This window comes from uncultured Gilliamella sp. (assembly GCA_945271295.1).
Taxonomy (GTDB): domain Bacteria; phylum Pseudomonadota; class Gammaproteobacteria; order Enterobacterales; family Orbaceae; genus Gilliamella.
Window position 1 is genome coordinate 200,857 of record CALYPG010000002.1, and the last position, 21,005, is coordinate 221,861.

Sequence of the window (21,005 nt, forward strand, 5' to 3'; positions counted from 1 at the left end):
TTTATTCTCCTTTATGATTACAATTAAAATAATATTAATTATTTTAAAAATTTATCTGCTAGCGATTGTGTAGAACTTCTGAATAAACCCAGATCACTACCTACTGCAACAAATGTTGCACCCATTTCTATATATTGACGTGCATCGGCTTCTATTGGGGCTAAAATTCCACAAGCTTTACCTTTATTTTTAGCAACATCGAAAACACGTTTTATGACTTTTTGTACTTCTGGATGTTTTGGATCGCCAAAATGCCCTAGTGAGGCTGAAAGATCACTTGGTCCAACAAAAATACCATCAACACCATCAACTGAGGTAATGGCTTCTACATTATCAACCGCTTGTTGAGTTTCAATTTGAACCATGACACAAATATTTTGATTAATTTTTGTGAAATAATCAGTGATAGTTCCAAAAGCATTACTGCGATGAGAAACAGAAACCCCTCTTACACCTTCTGGTGGGTAACGAGTATAAGATACAGCAAGTTTAGCTTGCTCAACGGTTTCAATATAAGGAATTAAAAAATTGTAAAAACCAATATCTAATAATCGTTTAATTAACACTTGATCATTCCATGCTGGGCGAACAACAGGCGCACTCACACTATCTTTTAATGCCATTAATTGCGGAATAAACGTTAATACATCATTGGTTGCATGTTCCCCATCGAGTAGTAACCAGTCAAAACCTGCCAGACCTAATATCTCTGTGGAAATAGGGTTGCCTAATGCAGCCCAACAGCCAATTAATTTTTTCCTTGCCAACATATCTTGTTTAAATTGATTGTGGCACGTTGTTCTTTTCATAATTTACCTTCGTATTTTTTTGCTTCATATTTTGACAAACATTTAAGATTATCTAACCAAACACGGTTTTTTATTATCAAACTTCCAACCAGGAATCAAATATTGCATTGCAACTGCATCATTACGATTACCCAGTCCCATACCTTTAAATAGTTCATGAGCTTTCATGACTTGATCCATATCAATTTCGATACCTAAGCCTGGTTTTTCAGGGACTTTGATTTTACCACCGACTATTTGCAGAGGTTCTTTGGTTAAACGTTGGTTGCCTTCTTGCCAAATCCAATGGGTATCAAGTGCGGTTGGCGTTCCGGGAGCTGCAGCCCCAACATGAGTAAACATGGCAAGTGAGATATCAAAGTGGTTATTAGAATGCGATCCCCAAGTCAAACCAAATTCATGACACAATTGTGCAACCCGAACTGAACCATTCATGGTCCAGAAGTGAGGATCAGCTAGTGGAATGTCAACTGATTGTAGTGATAAAGTATGCCCCATTTGACGCCAATCCGTGGCGATCATATTTGTTGCAGTAGGTAAACCCGTTGCACGGCGGAATTCTGCCATAATTTCTCGACCTGAATACCCTTGTTCAGCACCGCAAGGATCTTCAGCATACGTCAACGTATTTTTTAAATATTTACCTATTTCAATAGCTTCATCTAATAACCAACCACCATTTGGGTCAAGCGTTACACGAGCACTCGGGAATTTTTTCTTAATTGCGATGACTGCTTCTGCTTCATCTGCTGCTGATAATACGCCACCTTTTAATTTAAAATCACGGAACCCGTATTTTTCATATGTTGCCTCGGCTAAGTGTGCTATTGTTTCTGGGGTTAGTGCTTCTTCATGACGTAAACGATACCAATCGCATTTATCGTTTACTTGACTTTGATATGGAAGATCGGTTTTTTTACGATCACCAACATAAAATAAGTAACCAAGCATTTCGACTTCATCACGCTGTTGACCATCTCCAAGCAATGATGCGACGGTCACCCCTAAATGTTTACCTAATAAATCTAACATTGCAGCTTCAATCGCTGTGACGACATGAATGGTTGAACGTTGATCAAAAGTTTGATTTCCTCGCCCGCCTACATCACGATCAGCAAATTGAGTGCGAACACGATTCATCACATTTTTATATTGGCCAATTGATTGACCAATAACCAGCGGTTTAGCATCTTCAAGAGTTTGTGTCACCGTGCCAACGCAAGGAACTTCTCCTACTCCTGTGTTACCGGAATTATCCTTAAGGATAACAATATTACGTGTGAAATAAGGTGCATGAGCACCACTTAAATTTAATAACATGCTATCATAACCAGCAACTGGATAGACATGCATTTGAGTAATAATAGGCGTTGACGAACTCATAATAATTTACCTCTTTAATTTCTAATTTTTTAAATCAATACTATCGAACCATGCACGGGCGTTTTCGATCAAATTTCCAATTTGGAATTAAATATTGCATGGCTATGCCATCGTTACGAGCACCATTTGGTAATTTTTTATATAATTGATGGGCTTTGTTAACTTGTTCCATATCTAATTCAATACCTAAACCAGGTTTATCATGTAATTTAATTTTTCCATTAATAATCTGTAATGGTTGTTTAGTTAGCCGCTCATGTCCTTCTTGCCAAATCCAATGTGTATCAAGTGCCGTTGGATTGCCTGGCGCGGAAGCACCAACATGACAAAACATTGCTAATGAAATATCAAAATGATTATTAGAATGGCATCCCCATGTTAATCCCCACTCATCACAAAGTTGCGCTACTCGACTTGCCCCAGTTAATGTCCAAAAATGCGGGTCAGCAAGTGGAATATCAACAGCCTGTAACATAATAGAGTGGCACATTTCACGCCAATTGGTTGCAACCATATTAGTTGCGGTTGGTAATCCGGTTGCGCGTCGGAATTCAGCCATAATTTCACGACCAGAATAACCATTTTCAGCACCACAAGGATCTTCTGCATAAGTTAATATGCCATTTAATCCTTTACATAACCTTATAGCATCATCGAGCAACCAGCCACCATTGGGATCTAAAGTAATTCTGGCATCAGGAAAATGTTTTTTTAGCGCAGTAACAGTCTCAATTTCGTTTTCACCAGCTAAAACGCCTCCTTTCATTTTAAAATCTTTAAAGCCATAACGATCTTTAGCTGCCATTGCTAATTCCACAACAGACTGTGTCGTCATTGCCTGTTGCCGACGCAATTTATACCATTCATGCCCTTGTTTAGCGGGCTGATCATAAGGTAGATCTGTTTTCTTATCATCACCAATATAAAATAGATAACCTAGAACTGTTACCTCTTCGCGTTGTTTTCCTGGACCAAGCAACTCAGCAACGGGGACATTTAAAAACTGTCCCATTAGATCTAATAAAGCCGCTTCTAAGGCAGCAACTGCGTTAACACGTAATTCAAATGTCCAAGCTCCTTTACCAAAAGTATCATAATCTGTATCAAGATAACCTTGATGCATATCATTAACAATACGGTTAAGAATGGAAATAGAACGACCTTCTACATGAGCAATAGCATCTTTTAATGCATTCTCAATTATTGTGCCGCCTGGTGCTTCACCAACACCGGTATGACCGGCATTGTCTTTTAAAATAACTATATTTCGTGTGAAATAAGGTCCATGAGCGCCACCAATGTTCATTAGCATACTGTCACAACCCGCAACCGGTATGACTTGCATTGAGGTAATTGTAGGAACTGATTGTGTACTCATAACATACTTCCTTTTAATATTTAGAGGATATTAAATTAACCCTTTTTCTTTAATTCCATACGTTTAATTGGACCAACAATGACCAAATAACTAAATGCGGCAACAAATGCATGACCGGCAACAAAAACTAAAGCCCATTCAAAACGACCTGTCCATGCAACGATATAACCAATAATAATAGGTGAAACAATACTTGATGCATTACCAAACATGTTAAACAATCCACCAGCAAGTCCACTCATTTCTTTAGGTGCAGTATCTGCCATTACCGCCCAACCCAATGCGCCAACACCTTTGCCAAAAAAAGCCATAGACATAAATAGAATAACAAGCGCAATAGAATCAACATAATTACAGAAAATCATGGTCATCGAAAATAACATACCCAATATAATTGGCGTTTTACGCGCAAAAGAAAGCGAGCCGGTTTTTCTCATTAAAAAGTCTGAGAAAACCCCACCACTAATTCCACCGACAAAACCACAAATTGCAGGTATAGCAGCAGCAAAACCAACTTCTTTAATATTCATACCACGCTGAGTTGCAAGATAAATAGGAAACCAAGTAATAAAAAAGAAAGTTAAACAGTTGATACAATATTGACCTAAATAAACACCAAGTAACATTCTATTGGTAAGTAATTGAATTAAATAACTTAATTTCGGCCCTTCTTTTTTTCCATTTGATTTTTTTCCATCCATATCAACTAAGGCACCACCTTCAGTGATATATTCAATTTCTGCTTCATTTGCCCAGGGATGATCTTTGGGATTACGAATAATAACTAGTGTTACAATACTAACAAGAATACCAATACCCCCCATAAAGAAGAATACTGATTGCCAACCATATTCATGAGTTAACCAGCCCATAATAGGAGCAAAAATAACAGTAGCAAAATATTGAGCGGAATTAAAAATGGCCACCGCAGTAGCTCTCTCTTTGGCAGGAAACCAAGCCGCGGTAATGCGACTATTTCCAGGAAATGAAGGTGCCTCGGCCAGTCCCATTAAAAAACGGAAGGTAAAGAGCATAATAATTGCCCATCCCCCGATAAAAAAATGTACTGTACCTTGCAGTAAAGTAAAAATAGACCAAAAGAAAATACTACAAAAATATACACGTTTTGAACCGAATTTATCAAGTAACCATCCTCCGGGTAATTGCCCAATTACATATGCAATTCCAAAAGATGACATAACCCAGCCCATCGCAGCAGCATCAAAGCCAAGTTCTCCTGACATTGCTTTTCCTGCAATACCTAGAGTTGCCCTATCACCATAATTTATGGCGGTAACTATAAATAAAAAAACGACAGTCAACCATCTGGCATTAGTCCTTTTTTGTTTTATTTTATTTAGTTCCATGTTTTAACTCCTAACTGATTATTAATTGTAAATTAGTATGGTTATTTAACATGAAAATATCATTGGATAAAAACACAGAATATTAAATAAAAATCTATTTATTTTTGTGCAAATTAACAAAGCAATGTTATATTCTTCACAAAATTTCACAAAATATACTAATTTTGTGATATAACTCACTTTTTTTGGTCAATTTTATAAATTTACTCTCTTTTAAAAACAAATAATTATGAATATTCACAATGATATTTGTTTTATTCAGATTTAATATATAGTTCAATGAGCTTATAGAAACATTATTAATAATATTAGAAAGATGTTTGTAGGTAAGTGAGGAATTTTAGAATCTAATGGGAGTCAAACAATGGAGCATCATATTAGTAAACCACTCTACATTAAAATAAAGGAGATCGATAATGTAGCTATTGTGGTTAATGACAACGGATTGCCTAAAGGTACCGTTTTTTCTGATGGATTAGAATTAATTGAAAATGTACCTCAAGGTCATAAAGTTGCTTTAAATGATATCGATCAGGGTCAAGAAATCATTCGTTATGGTGAAGTCATTGGTTATGCCAAAGTAGATATTAAAAAAGGAGGTTGGATCAATGAATCTGTGACTCAAATGCCAACTGCTCCCGAATTACATGAATTAGCTATAGCAACTAAAAAAGTAGCACCACTGCCACCATTAGAAGGTTATACGTTTGAGGGTTATCGAAACAAAGATGGTTCTGTTGGTACACGTAATTTATTGGGTATTACCATGAGTGTTAACTGTGTTGCTGGCGTAGTGGAATATGTAGCAAAAATTATAGAACGTGATTTGTTACCAAAATATCCTAATGTCGACGGTGTCGTACCCCTTATGCATCTTTATGGTTGTGGTGTGGCAATAGATGCGCCAGCCGCTATTGTCCCAATTCGTTCCATTCACAATTTAGCTAAAAATCCTAATTTCGGTGGTGAAATTATGGTTGTGAGTTTAGGTTGTGAAAAATTGCAACCCGAGCGATTATTAAAAGGCACACCTGACACTATTCCAATCAAAATCCAAGATGATGACCTGATAACCTTACAAGATGAGCATGGCTTTAAAGCAATGGTTGATCACATTTTAACAATTGCTGAAAAGCATTTACAACGTTTGAACCAACGGCAAAGGGAAACAGTACCAGCCTCTGAATTAGTGGTAGGTATGCAATGTGGTGGTAGTGATGCCTTTTCAGGTGTGACTTCAAATCCATCTGTTGGCTATGCATCTGATCTATTAGTTAGATGTGGTGCAACAGTTATGTTTTCAGAAGTCACCGAAGTTCGCGATGGTATTCATTTACTTACGCCAAGGGCGGCTGATGAAGAAGTCGGTAAAGCGTTAATTCGTGAAATGCAATGGTATGATGAATACCTCGCAGCCGGGAAAGTTGATCGCAGTGCTAATACAACCCCAGGCAACAAAAAAGGCGGACTGAATAATATTGTCGAAAAAGCAATGGGATCGATTGCCAAATCAGGTACAAGTACCATTGTAGAAGTGTTATCTCCAGGTCAACGACCATCTAAAAGAGGTTTGATTTTTGCCGCTACCCCTGCAAGTGATTTTGTTTGTGGCGCTCAACAAGTTGCTTCAGGTATTACGTTACAAGTTTTTACGACAGGAAGAGGAACCCCTTATGGGTTAGCAATGGTACCTGTTATTAAGATGTCCAGTCGTAATATTGTCGCTGAGCAATGGTTTGATCTAATTGATATTAGTGCTGGGGATATCGCCCTTGGTAAAGCAACAATTGAAGACATAGGTTGGCGTCTATTTCATTTAATATTAGATGTTGCAAGTGGACGTAAAAAACCATGGTCTGATCATTGGAAATTATATAATCCGTTGGCTATTTTTAATCCAGCACCAATAACTTGATCTAAAATAGACAATATACTTTAATAGGCGTTATCTCTTTTCCTATCTATAATCATCTCTTTATTAAGTTAAATAAGGAGATGATTAAAATTAATTTCGATCTAATTGTAATCCAATATACAAAAGTAACCTATCATCAAATTTATCTAAATTTAATCCGGTTAATCCAGCTATTTTATTTAATCGATATTCTAGAGTATTGCGATGTATGAACAGTTCTTTGGCGGTGTCACCTCCGTGTACATTATTTTTAAACCAAGTTTGTAGCGTTTTTTGCAATACACCATTATTATCACCCATTCTTAATTTTTTTAATGGCAGTAATAACTCTTCGGCCTGCCAATCATAACTTAATCCATGTAATAACACCGGTAAAATTAATTGTTGATAATAATAATTACGAATATTAGGCATTCTTTGTTTACCAATTAGCATGGTAGTTTTAGCCGTTTGATAGGATTTAACTAATGGGTAAGGATGTTGATCGAAGTAATTGCCTAATGAAATTCGGATATCTAGTTGAGTGCTGTTTTTTATATCTATAACTAATTGTTCTAATTTTTTCTTATGTTCTAATAAATCCCAACGTCCATAACGATTAAGAGCAGGAATCAATATAACCAGCTCAGTAATAGATTTAATTGCCACTAAATTATGTTTACTTAATATTTGTACTTGGGTTTGTAAATTTTGAAGCTCACTCATAGCGGTATCAATTCCTAATTGCCCACTATCAACTTCAATCATCCCCACAACTCTGGGTAAATTTAGATCGATATCTAAACGCTTCACCCACTGAACCATGCTATCTGGCAAAATTTCTTTTTCAATTAATGTTAAAATGAGTTCTTCTTTTAAACGATTGTCGTAAGAAAGCTCTTGTAATAATTGAGTCTGTTCCATCATCATTTCAGCAGACATACAAACAAGTTCACCAAATTGACGAATATCAGATGGTTCACCGGTTAAGCCTATTACGCCAACAATTCGATCATTCAATTTCAAAGGTAAATTAATGCCAGGTTTCACTCCTTGCAAACGTTTTACCATAGTACCATCAATTGAAACGGTGCGTTTTTGAGAAATTGCTAGCATAGCACCTTCGTGAACTTCACCTATACGTTCCAAATCACCACTGCCAATGATACAACCATTAGCATCCATAACATTGATATTACAATCGATGATTTTCATTGTTCTTTCAACAATTTGTTGTGCAAGTTTAGGTGTAAGACTATAAGGACTCATTACCATATTGATGATCTTATTTTGATTTTGCATAAACCCATTTTTTTGTTAGCATAGCATATTTTATTTTATTTTGAATAATAGATAATGATTCCATGATAGTGTTCGATTCAATTCAAGTACGCCGGGGTACTAATTTACTTTTAGATAATGCATCTGCAACCATAAATCCTAAGCAAAAAGTAGGATTAGTTGGAAAAAATGGTTGTGGTAAATCAACACTTTTTTCGCTCATAAAAGGGGAAATGCAAGCTGACGCTGGAACATTAAGTATTCCTTCTCAGTGGCAACTGGCTTGGGTTAATCAAGAAACCCCAGCATTAGATACACCAGCTATTGAATATGCCATTGATGGCGATCGTGAGTATCGACAATTAGAACAACAACTAGACATTGCTAATCAACAAAATAATGGACAGCAAATTGCACTTGTACATGAAAAACTTGATACGATTGATGCTTGGACTATTCGTTCTCGAGCAGCAACATTATTACATGGTCTAGGATTTTCGAATGAGCAATTACAACTACCGGTTAAATCCTATTCTGGTGGTTGGCGCATGCGCTTAAATCTCGCACAAGCATTGATGTGTCGTTCTGATTTATTACTTCTTGATGAACCAACCAATCACCTTGATTTAGATGCGGTAATTTGGCTTGAAAAGTGGTTAACTAATTATCAAGGAACATTAATTTTAATTTCACACGATAGAGATTTTTTAGATCCGTTAGTTAATAAAATTATTCATATTGAACAAAAAAGCTTGTTTGAATATACCGGCAACTACTCTTCGTTTGAAATTCAGCGGTCAACGAAATTGGCACAACAACAATCACTTTATGAAAGCCAACAACTAAAAGTGGCTCATCTACAAAGTTATATAAATCGTTTTAGAGCAAAAGCGACCAAAGCCAAACAAGCACAAAGTAGAATTAAAATGTTAGAAAAGATGGAACTGATCGCGCCGGCTCATGTGGATAATCCATTTCATTTTAGTTTTCGACCATCAGAATTTTTGCCTAGCCCATTATTAATGATGGACAAAGTGGTTGCTGGCTATGATGATAAAATTGTATTAGAAAAAATTAAACTTAATTTAGTTCCTGGCTCCCGCATAGGTTTGTTAGGGCGTAATGGTGCGGGTAAATCAACCTTAATTAAATTATTAGCTGGTGAACTTTTACCGCAGGAAGGCCATATCAATTTAGCTAAAGGTATACAATTAGGTTATTTTGCTCAACATCAATTAGAATACCTGCGCGCCGATGAATCACCACTTTGGCATTTGACACAACTTGCCGATACAAATATTACTGAACAAGAATTGCGTAATTATTTAGGTGGATTTGATTTTCATGGTGATAAAGTCAATGAGCCAGTGAACACTTTTTCTGGCGGTGAAAAAGCGCGTTTAGTGTTAGCGCTTATTGTCTGGCAAAAACCAAACCTACTTTTATTAGATGAACCAACTAACCATTTAGATTTAGATATGCGGCAAGCACTAACTGAAGCATTAATCGATTTTGAAGGTGCGTTAGTTGTGGTTTCACATGATCGCCATTTATTACGTTCTACTACTGATGAATTTTATTTGGTGCACGATCATAAAGTAGAACCCTTTGACGGTGATCTGGATGATTATCAAAAATGGCTTGCCGAAGAACAGAAACTTGAAAATCAACCCATTGAGAATAATAACACTAGCAAAAATGAAACAGTTCAAAATATTTCAGCTCAAGATCGTAAAGAACAAAAACGTCGAGACGCTGAACTGCGAGCACTCATGCAGCCTATAAAAAAACAATTACAAAAAGAAGAGCAAAAACTTGAACTATTGACTAAGGAATTACAAGTTATTGAACAGCAATTAACTGATCCTGCTATTTATGACAATAATAAAAAATCGGAATTAACTCAATTATTACTAAAACAAAGCCAACTTAAAAATAAACAAGAAGAAATCGAAATGAATTGGTTGGATTTACAACAACAACTAGAAGATTTTAACTGTGAAAATTAAAAGTAAGCAAACATTGCTAGAGGCCTTATAGAGCCTCTATAGTATAAAAGAACAAGTATTATTATTTATAACCTAAGCACAGGGTAATAATAAGGCAAATAAACTAAATCGCATTCCAAAATAGTGATTTATTGTTCAATTTTATGCTAACAATTTACTCATCCAATACAAACATCCCTTCTGGGTGAATTTTTAGATAGAACTCATCACCTACTTTTGGTTTTAATAAAATAGAATTAACTTGTAAAAGTAAGATTTGATCATGCCAATTAACTGAAATTTCATACTGTGGTCCCATGTATGCTACATTTTCAACACGACATTTTTGACTATCTTCTCCCCCTTCTTTTATCAATTCAACCGCTTCTGGTCTAACACCAACAACACATTGTGTTGATTTCGGTTTGATCTCATCTTGACAATTAAGTTTATACCCAAAGATTGAAATATAGCCATTTTCATAATGACCTGGAAAAATATTGGCATCACCCATAAAATTAGCCATGAACCGCGAAGCTGGTCTACGATACAATCGTTGTGGTGAATCGACCTGCATAATGCTCCCTTTTTGCATCACCAGTACTCGATCGGATACGGCAAAGGCCTCGCTCTGATCATGAGTTACATAAAATGAGGTAATATCAAAACGCTGTTGTAATTCACGGATTTTTTCTCGCATACTGCGACGTAAATTTGCATCTAAGTTACTTAGTGGCTCATCAAATAACAAAACCTTAGGTTTAAGTATCAACGCTCGGGCTAAAGCAACACGTTGTTGTTGACCTCCAGAGATTTGATCCACAAAGCGATCAGCAAATCCAGCTAAGTCAACTAATTCTAGTGCCTCTTTAACCCGTGTTTTGCGCTCTTCCTTTGGCACACCAATCATCTTTAATCCATAACCAATATTTTCACCTATCGACATATGTGGAAATAGTGCATAAGACTGAAATACCATGCAGATGTCTCGTTGTTGAATAGATAAATTAGTTACATCTTCTCCATCAATTAAGATTTGCCCCTCACTTGGCTTTTCTAGTCCTGCGATCTGACGTAAGATTGTGGTTTTACCACAACCGGATGGACCAAGCAATGTAATCATCTCACCTTTAGCAACAGACAAATTGAAATTCTCAATTACCGTATTTTTACCAAATCGTTTAGTAATATTTTTTAACTCAACAAAATTCTTATTTGACATAATACATTCCTATACTCAAATTACTTTTTGTAGTTTAAAGTAAATTTAAAAAACTGTTACCTTTGAGGTTTTTATCCTCTCTTTCTATAATTAAACAGTCTGTAAGACTCAAGCATAACCACCGACAGCTACTTAAAACCCCAAAAACTAGCTGTGTTTTTATTAATACAACTTATTGGGTATTTTTGGCGGTTGAACGCGATGTTCTTGACTCACCTACTAAATAATCAAACAGCAAAATAATTGATAGCATAACCACAATCAATATTGAACCATAGGCAATTGCAATACCATATTCACCATCTTCAACACGATTTAAAATATAAGCTGTTGCAACTCGTGTATCTGGTGTTACCAAAAATACAATCGCACTAACCGTGGTAATAGCACGCACAAAGCTATAGACCAATGCTGATAAAATCGCTGGACGTAACAGTGGAATTAAAATATAAAATATGGTTCTAAATGACCCTGCTTTTAAACTTAATGAGGCCTCATCAAGAGATTTATCTAATTGACCAAGCCCTGCTATTCCAGCCCGAATACCGACTGGCACATTACGCATAATCATGGAGATAATCACTATAGCAGCAGTACCAGTAAGATAAATTGGTGCAGTATTAAAGGCTAAAATATAAGATACTCCAGCAACAGTTCCTGGCACAGCAAAACAAAGCATTGTAGTAAACTCAATCACCTTTTTACCTTTAAAATGTTGTCTAACAACAATATAAGCAATTAGCAAACCAAAAAATGCGGTAATTGGTGCAGCAATACCAGCAAATAATAAGGTATCAAATAAAGATGGCCATGCACCATCGCTGAATCCTTGTCCAAATAGATTAATGAAATTTGCCAGAGTTAAAGTGTAATCAACGCCCCAGTTAACTGTGAAGCTACCATAGAAAATACTGCCATAGAGTAAACCATTAAATAGGGTCCAAAATGCAAATAAACCCATGATTATCCATTTCAAACTGATTGGTAATGGCTGAACATCACCTCGCGAGAATTTCCCTGAAATAGTGACATAAGATCGCTTTCCAATCCAAAGATACTGCACACAAAATATGACCAGAGAAAAGAGTAACAATACACTACCCAGGGTACTTGCTGAAGGATAATCTAATTGTGCACCAGTAATATAAAAATAGATTTGTGTAGCAAGCACATCAAAGTTACCACCTAATACTAAAGGATTACTAAAATCAGCAAGTGATTGCACAAAGACAATTAAAAATGAATTAGCTAATGCTGGTTTTATCAATGGTATAAAAATAGTAAAAAATGTTTTATATGGTGTTGCCCTTAGTGTATAAGAGGCCTCTTCCAAAGAAGGATGAACTGTTTTGATTGCACCATCTAAAATCATAAATGACATTGGCGCAAAAGCTAGCACCTGAGCCAGCCAGATTCCCGTAAAACCATACAACCAGTTAGTATCTGATAAACCTAAATAGTTAGCTGCAAATTCGGTGACATAACCTGAGCGTCCCATCATCAACGTAACACCAAGACCAACGACAAAAGGAGGCGTAACAATTGGTAATAAAGAAAAAATTCGTCCTATAATCACTGAACGTTTAGCAATTCTAGCGGTATACAACGCACAAATTAAACCAAAAAATGTTGCACTAATTCCAACAGCAATACCTAATGTGATCGAGTTAATAATCACTCGAATAATATAAGCTTTTGATAAAATTTTAACAAATTGGAATGGTACAAATTGATCCCCATCCATAAACATTGGTTTGAAGATAGCAATAGTTGGGTATAAGATAAATGCAAGTATCAAAACGATAATTGTTATTAGCGCTCCGATAACAAAGCAATCGCCCCCCATCCACTCAAGGCGGGCAAGCGCATGAGTCATTATCATTCCTAAGCCAACAAACAAAAATATTGTCGCATAGCCCATACTACGATAAAACAACCATGCACTTATTACGGTAAATACCATACAAAATAAAGCATAAACAGCATCGAAATAATGACGCTTCACCGAAGTTCGATCTAGGGGCTTAATAGGCCTTATCACTAAAGCTAATGGTAATACAAACCATATAATACTGATATCAAAACTTGACCAACCATAGGATTCTAATAATTCATCAGTTGTTGATTCAAATAACCCATAATCTAACCCATAAGATGGAAATAGAATAAAAGCAATAACAATAAAAGCCAGCCAGAAAAATATTGGATCGCGTTTATACGACTGTTGTTTTAATTGACTAGAAATACTATATGACATACATTCACCATAACTAGCATAGTGCAGAAAATTATTATTCAAACAAAAAGAAGTAATTACTGGCTTATTTATACAGCCAGTAACATGAAATTTTCAAAAGAAATAACTCTATTTTTCCATTTTTACTTCATTAACCCATTTATTGATTAAATAATTTCTCATTGTCGAATCACCGTATTTATCAAAATCATATTTAATCAAGTTAAGATTATCCAATTTTAATGCTAGAGGGGAAGATTCTGCTTTTGTGTTAGTTGGTATCTGATAGGATTTAGCTTTTTGCCAGGCAACTTCTTGTGCTTTTGTAGATAATGTCCAATCAACAAATAATTTAGCATTATCCAAATTACGAGCGCCCTTAATAATACTTACACCACCAATTTCGTAACCGGTACCTTCACATGGTGAGATTAGTTCTAATGGTGCGCCATTTTCCTTTTCTAATGAATAGTCATGTAAAAATCCAATACCAATCATCGTTTCACCTCGTGCAGCATTACGTGCCGGGGCAACCCCAGATTTAGTATATTGAGAAATATTATGATTAATCGCTTTCAAATAATCAAAGGCTTTATCTTCACCCCATAATTGAGCAAAAGTTGCAAGTGCAGTATAAGCTGTGCCTGAACTTTGTGGATCAGCAATTTGGATTTCACCTTTAAATTCAGGTTTAGTTAAATCAGACCAACATTTTGGAACTTCAACGCCAAGCTGTTTTGCTCTGTCAGTATTTACACCAAACCCCAAAATACCGATATAAACTGCTGATGAATAATTCCCTTTTATTTTAGCTGGATCACGAAACTCAGGAATAATTTGATCTAAATTTGGCGATTGATACGTTTGCAATAATCCCATTTCACCTGCTTGGGAATGAGGATCTAGCGTTCCACCATACCAAATATCCGCTTGAGGATTTCCTTTCTCTGCTTCAATTTTAGCTAGCGTACTGCCACTACCATTACGAATTAGTGAAGTTTTAACAGCATACTTTTCGCCAAAAGCCTTAGCTTCTTCTTCACATAGTGCATTAGTACCACTACAATAAATCACCAACCGACCTTTAGCAGTAGCAACAGATACACTTCCTATTGCGACTCCAATCACCATTAATAATGTTAGCATTGTCTTTTGCATAGTTAATTCCTTTTTTTTACTTGATTTAGTCACTTTTTTACTTAAAAAAACAATTTATATTCCTTTAATGTTACATGAAATAATTACTAGATACTGTGATGTCGATCTAATTTTTTAGACTGCTCAATATTTTCATTTTAAAAAAAATGTTATTTTATTCTGATATTTTTAACCTATAGTTTTTTATTACTCGCATGATACTTGAATAAATTTGTGTCATATTAGGTAATTATTATAGATATTCTTCTTACTGGTGGTTTTGGCTATATTGGTGATCGTAGTTATATAAAAGAGATAGAATTCGGCTTCACACAAATTATTATTAATAATTTGCATAATAATAAAAAAGGAAAACATATTAAAAATTATCAGAATATTATAATCATATTTAGAGTTTGGATAGGTGAGGTTACAAGTTTTTTGCAAAAAAAAATCACAGAATAATTTCTGTGATTTCTCATTAATGGAAAGAAACTTATTAATAGTAATTAACTATATTTACTTAACTTTTCTCTACCTGACTAAAATCAAGTTCAACAGGTGTTGAACGACCGAAAATAGATACTGAAACTTTTAAGCGACTCTTTTCGTAATCAACTTCTTCAACTACCCCATTAAAATCGGCAAAAGGTCCTTCATTAACACGAACAAGTTCACCTGGTTCAAACAAGGTTTTTGGCCGTGGTTTATCACCAACTTGTTGTAAGCGATTCATTATTGCATCAACTTCACGTTGGCTGATCGGTGCTGGTCTATCAGATGTCCCGCCAATAAATCCCATTGTTCTTGGCACACTTTTCACTAAATGCCAAGTCGCATCATTCATCATCATTTCAACTAATACATAACCAGGAAAGAATTTGCGCTCACTCTTGCGGCGCTGACCACTTTTCATCTCAACAACTTCTTCAGTCGGTACTAATACTTCACCAAACGAATCTTCCATATTATGTAGTTTGATATATTCACGTAATGATTGTGCAACACGTGCTTCGTAGCCAGAATAAGCCTGAATAACATACCATCGTTTTTGTTGTGCTTCACTCATATTAACGTCCTATTGATGTTAAATAAAAGACTATCGAACGGAACAAAGAATCCATTCCCCAAAGAGCTAAGCCAACAATAATAGTAATCGCAGCAATGAGTAGAGTGGTGTGTACTGTTTCTTTGCGAGCAGGCCATACTACTTTTCTTAACTCTTTTCGTGATTCTTGTAAAAATACGAAAAACAATTTCCCTTTTCTGGTTGTAAAAGCAATCAATAAAGTTAAAAGTGAAATAACAACCACTACAATAATTCGAACTATTGTATTAGGTTGATATATATCATTAGGTCCAGCAAAATAAAAATTCCCCCAGACAATAAACGCAATTAAAACTAGAACCAATCCCCACTTGAACTTGTCTAGAATCGTGTTTGTATCTTGACTTTCGTTACTTACTAGCATATAAAACCTATGATTATGTTATTTATAATAATATCTATTTTCCAAAATGCTCTTTTTAATAAAAGCATTTTGCTAAACAGACCAGATAAGAAAGGGCATCAAATGATACCCTTTTTTCGAGTAATCGATAGTTAAATTATTTAATAACCTTAGCCACCACACCAGCACCAACAGTACGGCCACCTTCACGGATAGCAAAACGTAAACCGTCAGCCATGGCAATTGGGTGAATTAATGATACAGTCATTTTGATGTTATCGCCTGGCATTACCATTTCTACACCTTCTGGTAGGGTGATAGTTCCGGTTACGTCTGTTGTACGGAAGTAGAACTGTGGACGGTAACCTTTGAAGAATGGAGTATGACGACCACCTTCATCTTTGCTTAAGATATACACTTCTGATTCAAAATCAGTATGTGGTGTAATTGAACCTGGTTTAGCAAGTACTTGACCACGTTCGATTTCTTCACGTTTTGTACCACGTAATAATACACCAACGTTTTCACCAGCACGGCCTTCGTCTAGTAATTTACGGAACATTTCTACACCAGTACAAGTGGTTTTTGTAGTTGGTTTGATACCAACGATTTCAACTTCTTCACCAACTTTGATTACACCGCTTTCTACACGACCGGTTACCACTGTACCGCGTCCTGAAATTGAGAATACATCTTCAATTGGAAGTAGGAATGGTTTATCAATATCACGTTTTGGCTCTGGAATGTAGCTATCTAATGCTTCTGCTAATTCAACAATTTTGTCTTCCCATGCGGCATCGCCTTCTAACGCTTTAAGCGCTGAACCACGAATAACTGGTGTGTCATCACCTGGGAAATCGTATTGAGATAGAAGTTCACGTACTTCCATTTCAACTAATTCTAATAATTCTTCATCATCAACCATATCACATTTGTTTAAGAATACGATGATGTAAGGTACACCTACTTGACGACCTAAAAGGATGTGCTCACGAGTTTGTGGCATAGGACCATCAGTTGCAGCTACTACTAAAATAGCACCGTCCATTTGTGCAGCACCAGTGATCATGTTTTTAACATAGTCAGCATGGCCCGGACAGTCAACGTGTGCGTAGTGACGAGTTGGTGTGTCGTATTCAACGTGTGATGTATTGATGGTGATACCACGTGCTTTTTCTTCTGGTGCATTGTCGATTTGGTCAAATGCACGTGCTTGTCCGCCATATTTTTTAGCAAGAACAGAAGTGATTGCAGCAGTTAAAGTTGTTTTACCATGGTCAACGTGGCCGATTGTACCAACGTTAACGTGGGGTTTTGTACGTTCAAATTTTTCTTTAGACATCGATTGTCCCTCAAATGTAATACAAATCGGTGGTTATTCACCACATTAACCAAGTATCATATTTAATTATCAACATAATACTAACTTAAAATTAGCTCTGAATAATAACAGATAAAGCTGTATAGTGACAAGCTTTAAAGCAGGCAAATTCGATATTTTTAGAAGTTTAGGAGAATAACAAGAATGGTGCTGATAGGCAGATTTGAACTGCCGACCTCACCCTTACCAAGGGTGCGCTCTACCAACTGAGCTATATCAGCGATTGGAGCGGGCAGCGGGAATCGAACCCGCATCATCAGCTTGGAAGGCTGAGGTAATAGCCATTATACGATGCCCGCATGTTCAAACTCGGCTACCTAAATGCTTCGATTAGCTATTGCTAATATTAGATTTATGGTGGTGGGGGAAGGATTCGAACCTTCGAAGTGTGACACGGCAGATTTACAGTCTGCTCCCTTTGGCCGCTCGGGAACCCCACCCCGAATCTTTATAACTTTATTTACTTAGGAAAATGGTGCCGGCTGCCGGAATCGAACTGGCGACCTACTGATTACAAGTCAGTTGCTCTACCTACTGAGCTAAGCCGGCCTAAGTGCTGCGCATTATGGACTAGAACATTTAACCTTGCAAGTAAAAAAAACGAATTTTATTTTGTTTGCTTAAAAAAAAATCAAAACCATAAAAAATCCTGAAATAAACGACTATTCCAGGATTCTGTTTAATACAAAGATTTTAACTTATTTCTTTGTTTTTACTTTGTTGTTACTTTATTCTTAGTTGTAGCTATGCCTTTAGCTGCGGTATGTACAGCAACATCTTCACTAATATCACCTTTGTCTTCGTAAACGCGTCCATAGTATGAATCTAAATAGATTTGTTTCAATTCAGCAATAAGTGGATAACGAGGGTTTGCACCAGTACATTGATCATCAAAAGCATCAACAGATAATTGGTCAACTGCAGCTAAAAATTCTTTCTCAGGTACACCATATTCTTTAATTGAAGCAGGGATATTGAGATCTTTTTTAAGTGCTTCCAACCATTCGATAAGTTTTTCTACTTTCTTCTCATCTTTATCTGATGACAAGGTTAATCCTAAATGATCGGCAACTTCAGCATAACGTTGGATCGCTTTAGGGTAACCATATTGGCTAAAAGTACCTTGTTTAGTCGGCTTATTAGTTGCATTAAAACGTACCACGTTACACATTAACATTGCATTAGCAAGACCATGAGGTACATGAAACGCCGCACCTAATTTATGCGCTAATGAGTGACAAACACCTAGGAACGCTTGCGCAAAGGCAACACCTGCAAGCGTTGCAGCGCTATGCACTTTTTCACGAGCTATAGGATTTTTAGCACCTTCTTTATAACTTGCTGGTAAATAAGCTTTCAACATACTTAATGCTTGTAATGCCTGACCATCAGAAAACTCATTTGCCATAATTGAAACATAAGCTTCTAAAGAGTGAACTACTGCATCATAACCACCGAAAGCACAAAGTGATTTTGGCATATTCATCACTAAATTAGCATCAACAATTGCCATATTTGGCGTAATTGCATAATCTGCTAAAGGATATTTTTGTCCGGTTGCATCATCGGTAACCACAGCAAATGGTGTTACTTCTGAACCAGTACCTGAGGTTGTTGTCACACAAATTAGTTTGGCTTTTTCACCCATATGAGGGAAATGACATGCACGTTTACGAATATCCATAAAACGTAATGCTAGTTCATCAAATTTAGTTTCCGGATGTTCATATAGAACCCACATAATTTTTGCTGCGTCCATTGGTGAACCACCACCCACTGCAATAATTGTATCTGGTCTGAATGCAATCATTGCTTCAGTACCTTTATGAACGATGCTTAATGTTGGATCGGCTGCAACATCAAAGAAGGTTTCACAAAGCGCGCCTCTTGCTTCAAGTTGATCAGTGATTTGTTTAGTATAGCCGTTGTCAAATAAAAATTTATCTGTGACAATAAATACTCGTTTGGCACCTTGGTCAACAACTTCGTTAAGGGCTACTGGTAATGATCCACGACGGAAATAGATAGAACTTGGTAATTTATGCCATAACATGTTTTCTGCTCTCTTAGCGATTGTTTTCTTGTTGATTAAGTGTTTCGGTCCGACATTTTCAGATACCGAGTTACCTCCCCAAGAACCACATCCTAGAGTTAAAGATGGTGCCAAATCAAAGTTATACAAATCACCAATACCACCGTGAGCAGCTGGTTGATTAATTAAAATACGACAAGTTTTCATTTTACTGCCGAAGTAATCAATACGATCACGGTTACTATCTTGATCAGTGTAAAGTACAGATGTATGGCCCATACCACCCATTTCCACTAATTTTTCAGCTTTCTCAACAGCTTCAGCAAAATCTTTTGCTTTAAACATTGCTAAAGTAGGTGAAAGTTTTTCATGCGCAAATGGTTCAGATAAATCAACTTTAGTTACTTCACCAACAAGCACTTTTGCTGATGATGGTACTTTAATACCAGCCATTTCAGCAATTTTAGCTGCTGGTTGACCAACGATATTGGCATTTAAAGCACCTTTATCGTTTAAAATAATACCTTGTACCGCTTTGGTTTCTTTAGCATCAAGGACATAAGCCCCGTATTGACCAAGCAATTGGCGCACTTCATTGTACACAGACTCAACCACAACAATTGCTTGTTCTGACGCACAAATCATACCATTATCAAAGGTTTTAGACATAAGTACTGAAGCAACAGCACGTTTTAAATCAGCGCTTTCATCAATAATAACTGGCGTATTACCTGCTCCAACACCCAGTGCAGGTTTACCTGAACTATACGCGGCTTTAACCATACCTGGACCACCTGTTGCCAAAATAGCAGCAATATCAGGATGATGCATTAGGCTGTTTGATAACTCAATTGTTGGTTCATCAACCCAACCAATAATATCTTGTGGTGCTCCAGCTTTTACTGCTGCATCAAGAACGATACGAGCGGCTTCAATAGTTGATTTTTTAGCACGCGGATGAGGTGAAAAAACAATTGCATTACGCGTTTTCAAACTAATTAATGATTTGAAAATAGCAGTTGATGTGGGGTTAGTTGTAGGGACAATACCACAAATGATACCTAATGGTTCAGCTAAAGTAATGGTGCCATATTGTTCATTTTCAGCCACTACGCCACAAGTTTTATCATGACGATATTTATTTAAGATATACTCAGCTGCAAAAAGATTTTTTATAACCTTATCCTCAACAATTCCCATTCCTGACTCTGCAACCGCTTGCTGTGCAAGAGGGATTCGAGCTGCGGCTGCGGCTGTTGCTGCCGCTACGAAGATTTTGTCTACCTGTTCTTGTGTATAAGTTGAATAAGTTTCCTGGGCTTTTTTTACTCGTACCATTAACTCATTTAACTCATTCATGTTGGTTACTGCCATAGATTTCTCCTTGAAATTAAAAATAAATCTGGATCGTTTGGCGTCTTCCATGAAATTTTCATGCTTATGCAT

14 protein-coding genes and 4 tRNA genes are annotated in these 21,005 nt (G+C 36.4%); 2 read left to right on the forward strand and 16 right to left on the reverse strand.

The features are described from left to right. Positions 1-38: 38 nt before the first annotated feature. The 4 genes from garL to Q0K76_RS02355 are packed head-to-tail and all read right to left on the reverse strand — an operon-like array spanning position 39 to position 4,937. Positions 39-809, reverse strand: coding sequence for a 2-dehydro-3-deoxyglucarate aldolase (gene garL, locus Q0K76_RS02340; RefSeq protein WP_294610701.1), 771 nt, complete (start codon positions 807-809; stop codon positions 39-41). Between the two features lie 48 nt (positions 810-857). Beyond that, the gene (gene gudD, locus Q0K76_RS02345; RefSeq protein WP_294610704.1) at positions 858-2,192 is read right to left on the reverse strand and encodes a glucarate dehydratase; all 1,335 of its coding nucleotides are present in this window, start codon (positions 2,190-2,192) and stop codon (positions 858-860) included. Between the two features lie 40 nt (positions 2,193-2,232). Continuing rightward, positions 2,233-3,570 carry an enolase C-terminal domain-like protein gene (locus tag Q0K76_RS02350; RefSeq protein WP_294610707.1) on the reverse strand — a complete coding sequence of 446 codons (1,338 nt, stop codon included), beginning with the start codon at positions 3,568-3,570 and terminating at the stop codon, positions 2,233-2,235. Positions 3,571-3,605: 35 nt separating this feature from the next. Beyond that, positions 3,606-4,937 (reverse strand): MFS transporter, encoded by a 1,332-nt coding sequence (locus Q0K76_RS02355; RefSeq protein WP_294610709.1) that lies wholly within the window; start codon positions 4,935-4,937, stop codon positions 3,606-3,608. 376 nt (positions 4,938-5,313) lie between these two features. Between Q0K76_RS02355 and garD the strand changes: the two genes are divergently transcribed. Continuing rightward, entirely contained in the window at positions 5,314-6,852 is a 1,539-nt protein-coding gene (gene garD / locus Q0K76_RS02360; RefSeq protein ID WP_363322381.1) for a galactarate dehydratase, read from the forward strand. A 90-nt stretch (positions 6,853-6,942) separates the two neighbouring features. On the opposite strand, the gene Q0K76_RS02365 is transcribed toward garD, so the two are convergent. Beyond that, positions 6,943-8,100 (reverse strand): sugar diacid recognition domain-containing protein, encoded by a 1,158-nt coding sequence (locus tag Q0K76_RS02365; RefSeq protein WP_363322382.1) that lies wholly within the window; start codon positions 8,098-8,100, stop codon positions 6,943-6,945. Positions 8,101-8,195: 95 nt separating this feature from the next. Here Q0K76_RS02365 and Q0K76_RS02370 point away from each other — a divergent pair, with 95 nt between their 5' ends. Then, a complete protein-coding gene (locus Q0K76_RS02370; protein ID WP_294610716.1) occupies positions 8,196-10,121 on the forward strand; it encodes an ABC transporter ATP-binding protein in 1,926 nt (641 codons plus the stop codon). 154 nt (positions 10,122-10,275) lie between these two features. On the opposite strand, the gene fbpC is transcribed toward Q0K76_RS02370, so the two are convergent. The 11 genes from fbpC to adhE all read right to left on the reverse strand — a co-directional run bounded on the left by fbpC (position 10,276) and on the right by adhE (position 20,933). Continuing rightward, the gene (fbpC, locus tag Q0K76_RS02375; RefSeq protein ID WP_294610719.1) at positions 10,276-11,322 is read right to left on the reverse strand and encodes a ferric ABC transporter ATP-binding protein; all 1,047 of its coding nucleotides are present in this window, start codon (positions 11,320-11,322) and stop codon (positions 10,276-10,278) included. Between the two features lie 172 nt (positions 11,323-11,494). Then, positions 11,495-13,579 (reverse strand): iron ABC transporter permease, encoded by a 2,085-nt coding sequence (locus Q0K76_RS02380; protein WP_294610722.1) that lies wholly within the window; start codon positions 13,577-13,579, stop codon positions 11,495-11,497. 108 nt (positions 13,580-13,687) lie between these two features. Then, the gene (locus tag Q0K76_RS02385) at positions 13,688-14,716 is read right to left on the reverse strand and encodes an ABC transporter substrate-binding protein (RefSeq protein ID WP_294610725.1); all 1,029 of its coding nucleotides are present in this window, start codon (positions 14,714-14,716) and stop codon (positions 13,688-13,690) included. 502 nt (positions 14,717-15,218) lie between these two features. Continuing rightward, complete coding sequence (nusG, locus tag Q0K76_RS02390) at positions 15,219-15,764, reverse strand: transcription termination/antitermination protein NusG (RefSeq protein ID WP_294610728.1); 546 nt, start codon at positions 15,762-15,764, stop codon at positions 15,219-15,221. 1 nt (position 15,765) lies between these two features. Continuing rightward, on the reverse strand, positions 15,766-16,107 hold the full coding sequence (gene secE, locus Q0K76_RS02395; protein ID WP_294610731.1) for a preprotein translocase subunit SecE: 342 nt from the start codon (positions 16,105-16,107) through the stop codon (positions 15,766-15,768). A gap of 196 nt (positions 16,108-16,303) precedes the next feature. Continuing rightward, positions 16,304-17,488, reverse strand: coding sequence for an elongation factor Tu (gene tuf / locus Q0K76_RS02400; RefSeq protein ID WP_294610733.1), 1,185 nt, complete (start codon positions 17,486-17,488; stop codon positions 16,304-16,306). Between the two features lie 184 nt (positions 17,489-17,672). After that, positions 17,673-17,748 (reverse strand) — tRNA-Thr (locus Q0K76_RS02405). 3 nt (positions 17,749-17,751) lie between these two features. Beyond that, a tRNA-Gly gene (locus tag Q0K76_RS02410) sits at positions 17,752-17,826 on the reverse strand. A gap of 56 nt (positions 17,827-17,882) precedes the next feature. Continuing rightward, a tRNA-Tyr gene (locus Q0K76_RS02415) sits at positions 17,883-17,967 on the reverse strand. 33 nt (positions 17,968-18,000) lie between these two features. Next, positions 18,001-18,076, reverse strand: a tRNA-Thr gene (locus Q0K76_RS02420). Between the two features lie 163 nt (positions 18,077-18,239). Next, the gene (adhE, locus tag Q0K76_RS02425) at positions 18,240-20,933 is read right to left on the reverse strand and encodes a bifunctional acetaldehyde-CoA/alcohol dehydrogenase (protein WP_294610736.1); all 2,694 of its coding nucleotides are present in this window, start codon (positions 20,931-20,933) and stop codon (positions 18,240-18,242) included. Between the last annotated feature and the right edge of the window lie 72 nt (positions 20,934-21,005).

What these genes read in the sequence shown, in the direction of transcription:
- Q0K76_RS02370 (WP_294610716.1), top strand. Translation starts at nt 8,196, where the DNA reads ATGATAGTGTTCGATTCAATTCAAGTACGCCGGGGTACTAATTTACTT.
- fbpC (WP_294610719.1), bottom strand. Translation starts at nt 11,322, where the DNA reads ATGTCAAATAAGAATTTTGTTGAGTTAAAAAATATTACTAAACGATTT.
- nusG (WP_294610728.1), bottom strand. Translation starts at nt 15,764, where the DNA reads ATGAGTGAAGCACAACAAAAACGATGGTATGTTATTCAGGCTTATTCT.
- garL (WP_294610701.1), bottom strand. Translation starts at nt 809, where the DNA reads ATGAAAAGAACAACGTGCCACAATCAATTTAAACAAGATATGTTGGCA.
- Q0K76_RS02355 (WP_294610709.1), bottom strand. Translation starts at nt 4,937, where the DNA reads ATGGAACTAAATAAAATAAAACAAAAAAGGACTAATGCCAGATGGTTG.
- Q0K76_RS02385 (WP_294610725.1), bottom strand. Translation starts at nt 14,716, where the DNA reads ATGCAAAAGACAATGCTAACATTATTAATGGTGATTGGAGTCGCAATA.
- Q0K76_RS02380 (WP_294610722.1), bottom strand. Translation starts at nt 13,579, where the DNA reads ATGTCATATAGTATTTCTAGTCAATTAAAACAACAGTCGTATAAACGC.
- gudD (WP_294610704.1), bottom strand. Translation starts at nt 2,192, where the DNA reads ATGAGTTCGTCAACGCCTATTATTACTCAAATGCATGTCTATCCAGTT.
- tuf (WP_294610733.1), bottom strand. Translation starts at nt 17,488, where the DNA reads ATGTCTAAAGAAAAATTTGAACGTACAAAACCCCACGTTAACGTTGGT.
- Q0K76_RS02350 (WP_294610707.1), bottom strand. Translation starts at nt 3,570, where the DNA reads ATGAGTACACAATCAGTTCCTACAATTACCTCAATGCAAGTCATACCG.
- adhE (WP_294610736.1), bottom strand. Translation starts at nt 20,933, where the DNA reads ATGGCAGTAACCAACATGAATGAGTTAAATGAGTTAATGGTACGAGTA.
- Q0K76_RS02365 (WP_363322382.1), bottom strand. Translation starts at nt 8,100, where the DNA reads ATGAGTCCTTATAGTCTTACACCTAAACTTGCACAACAAATTGTTGAA.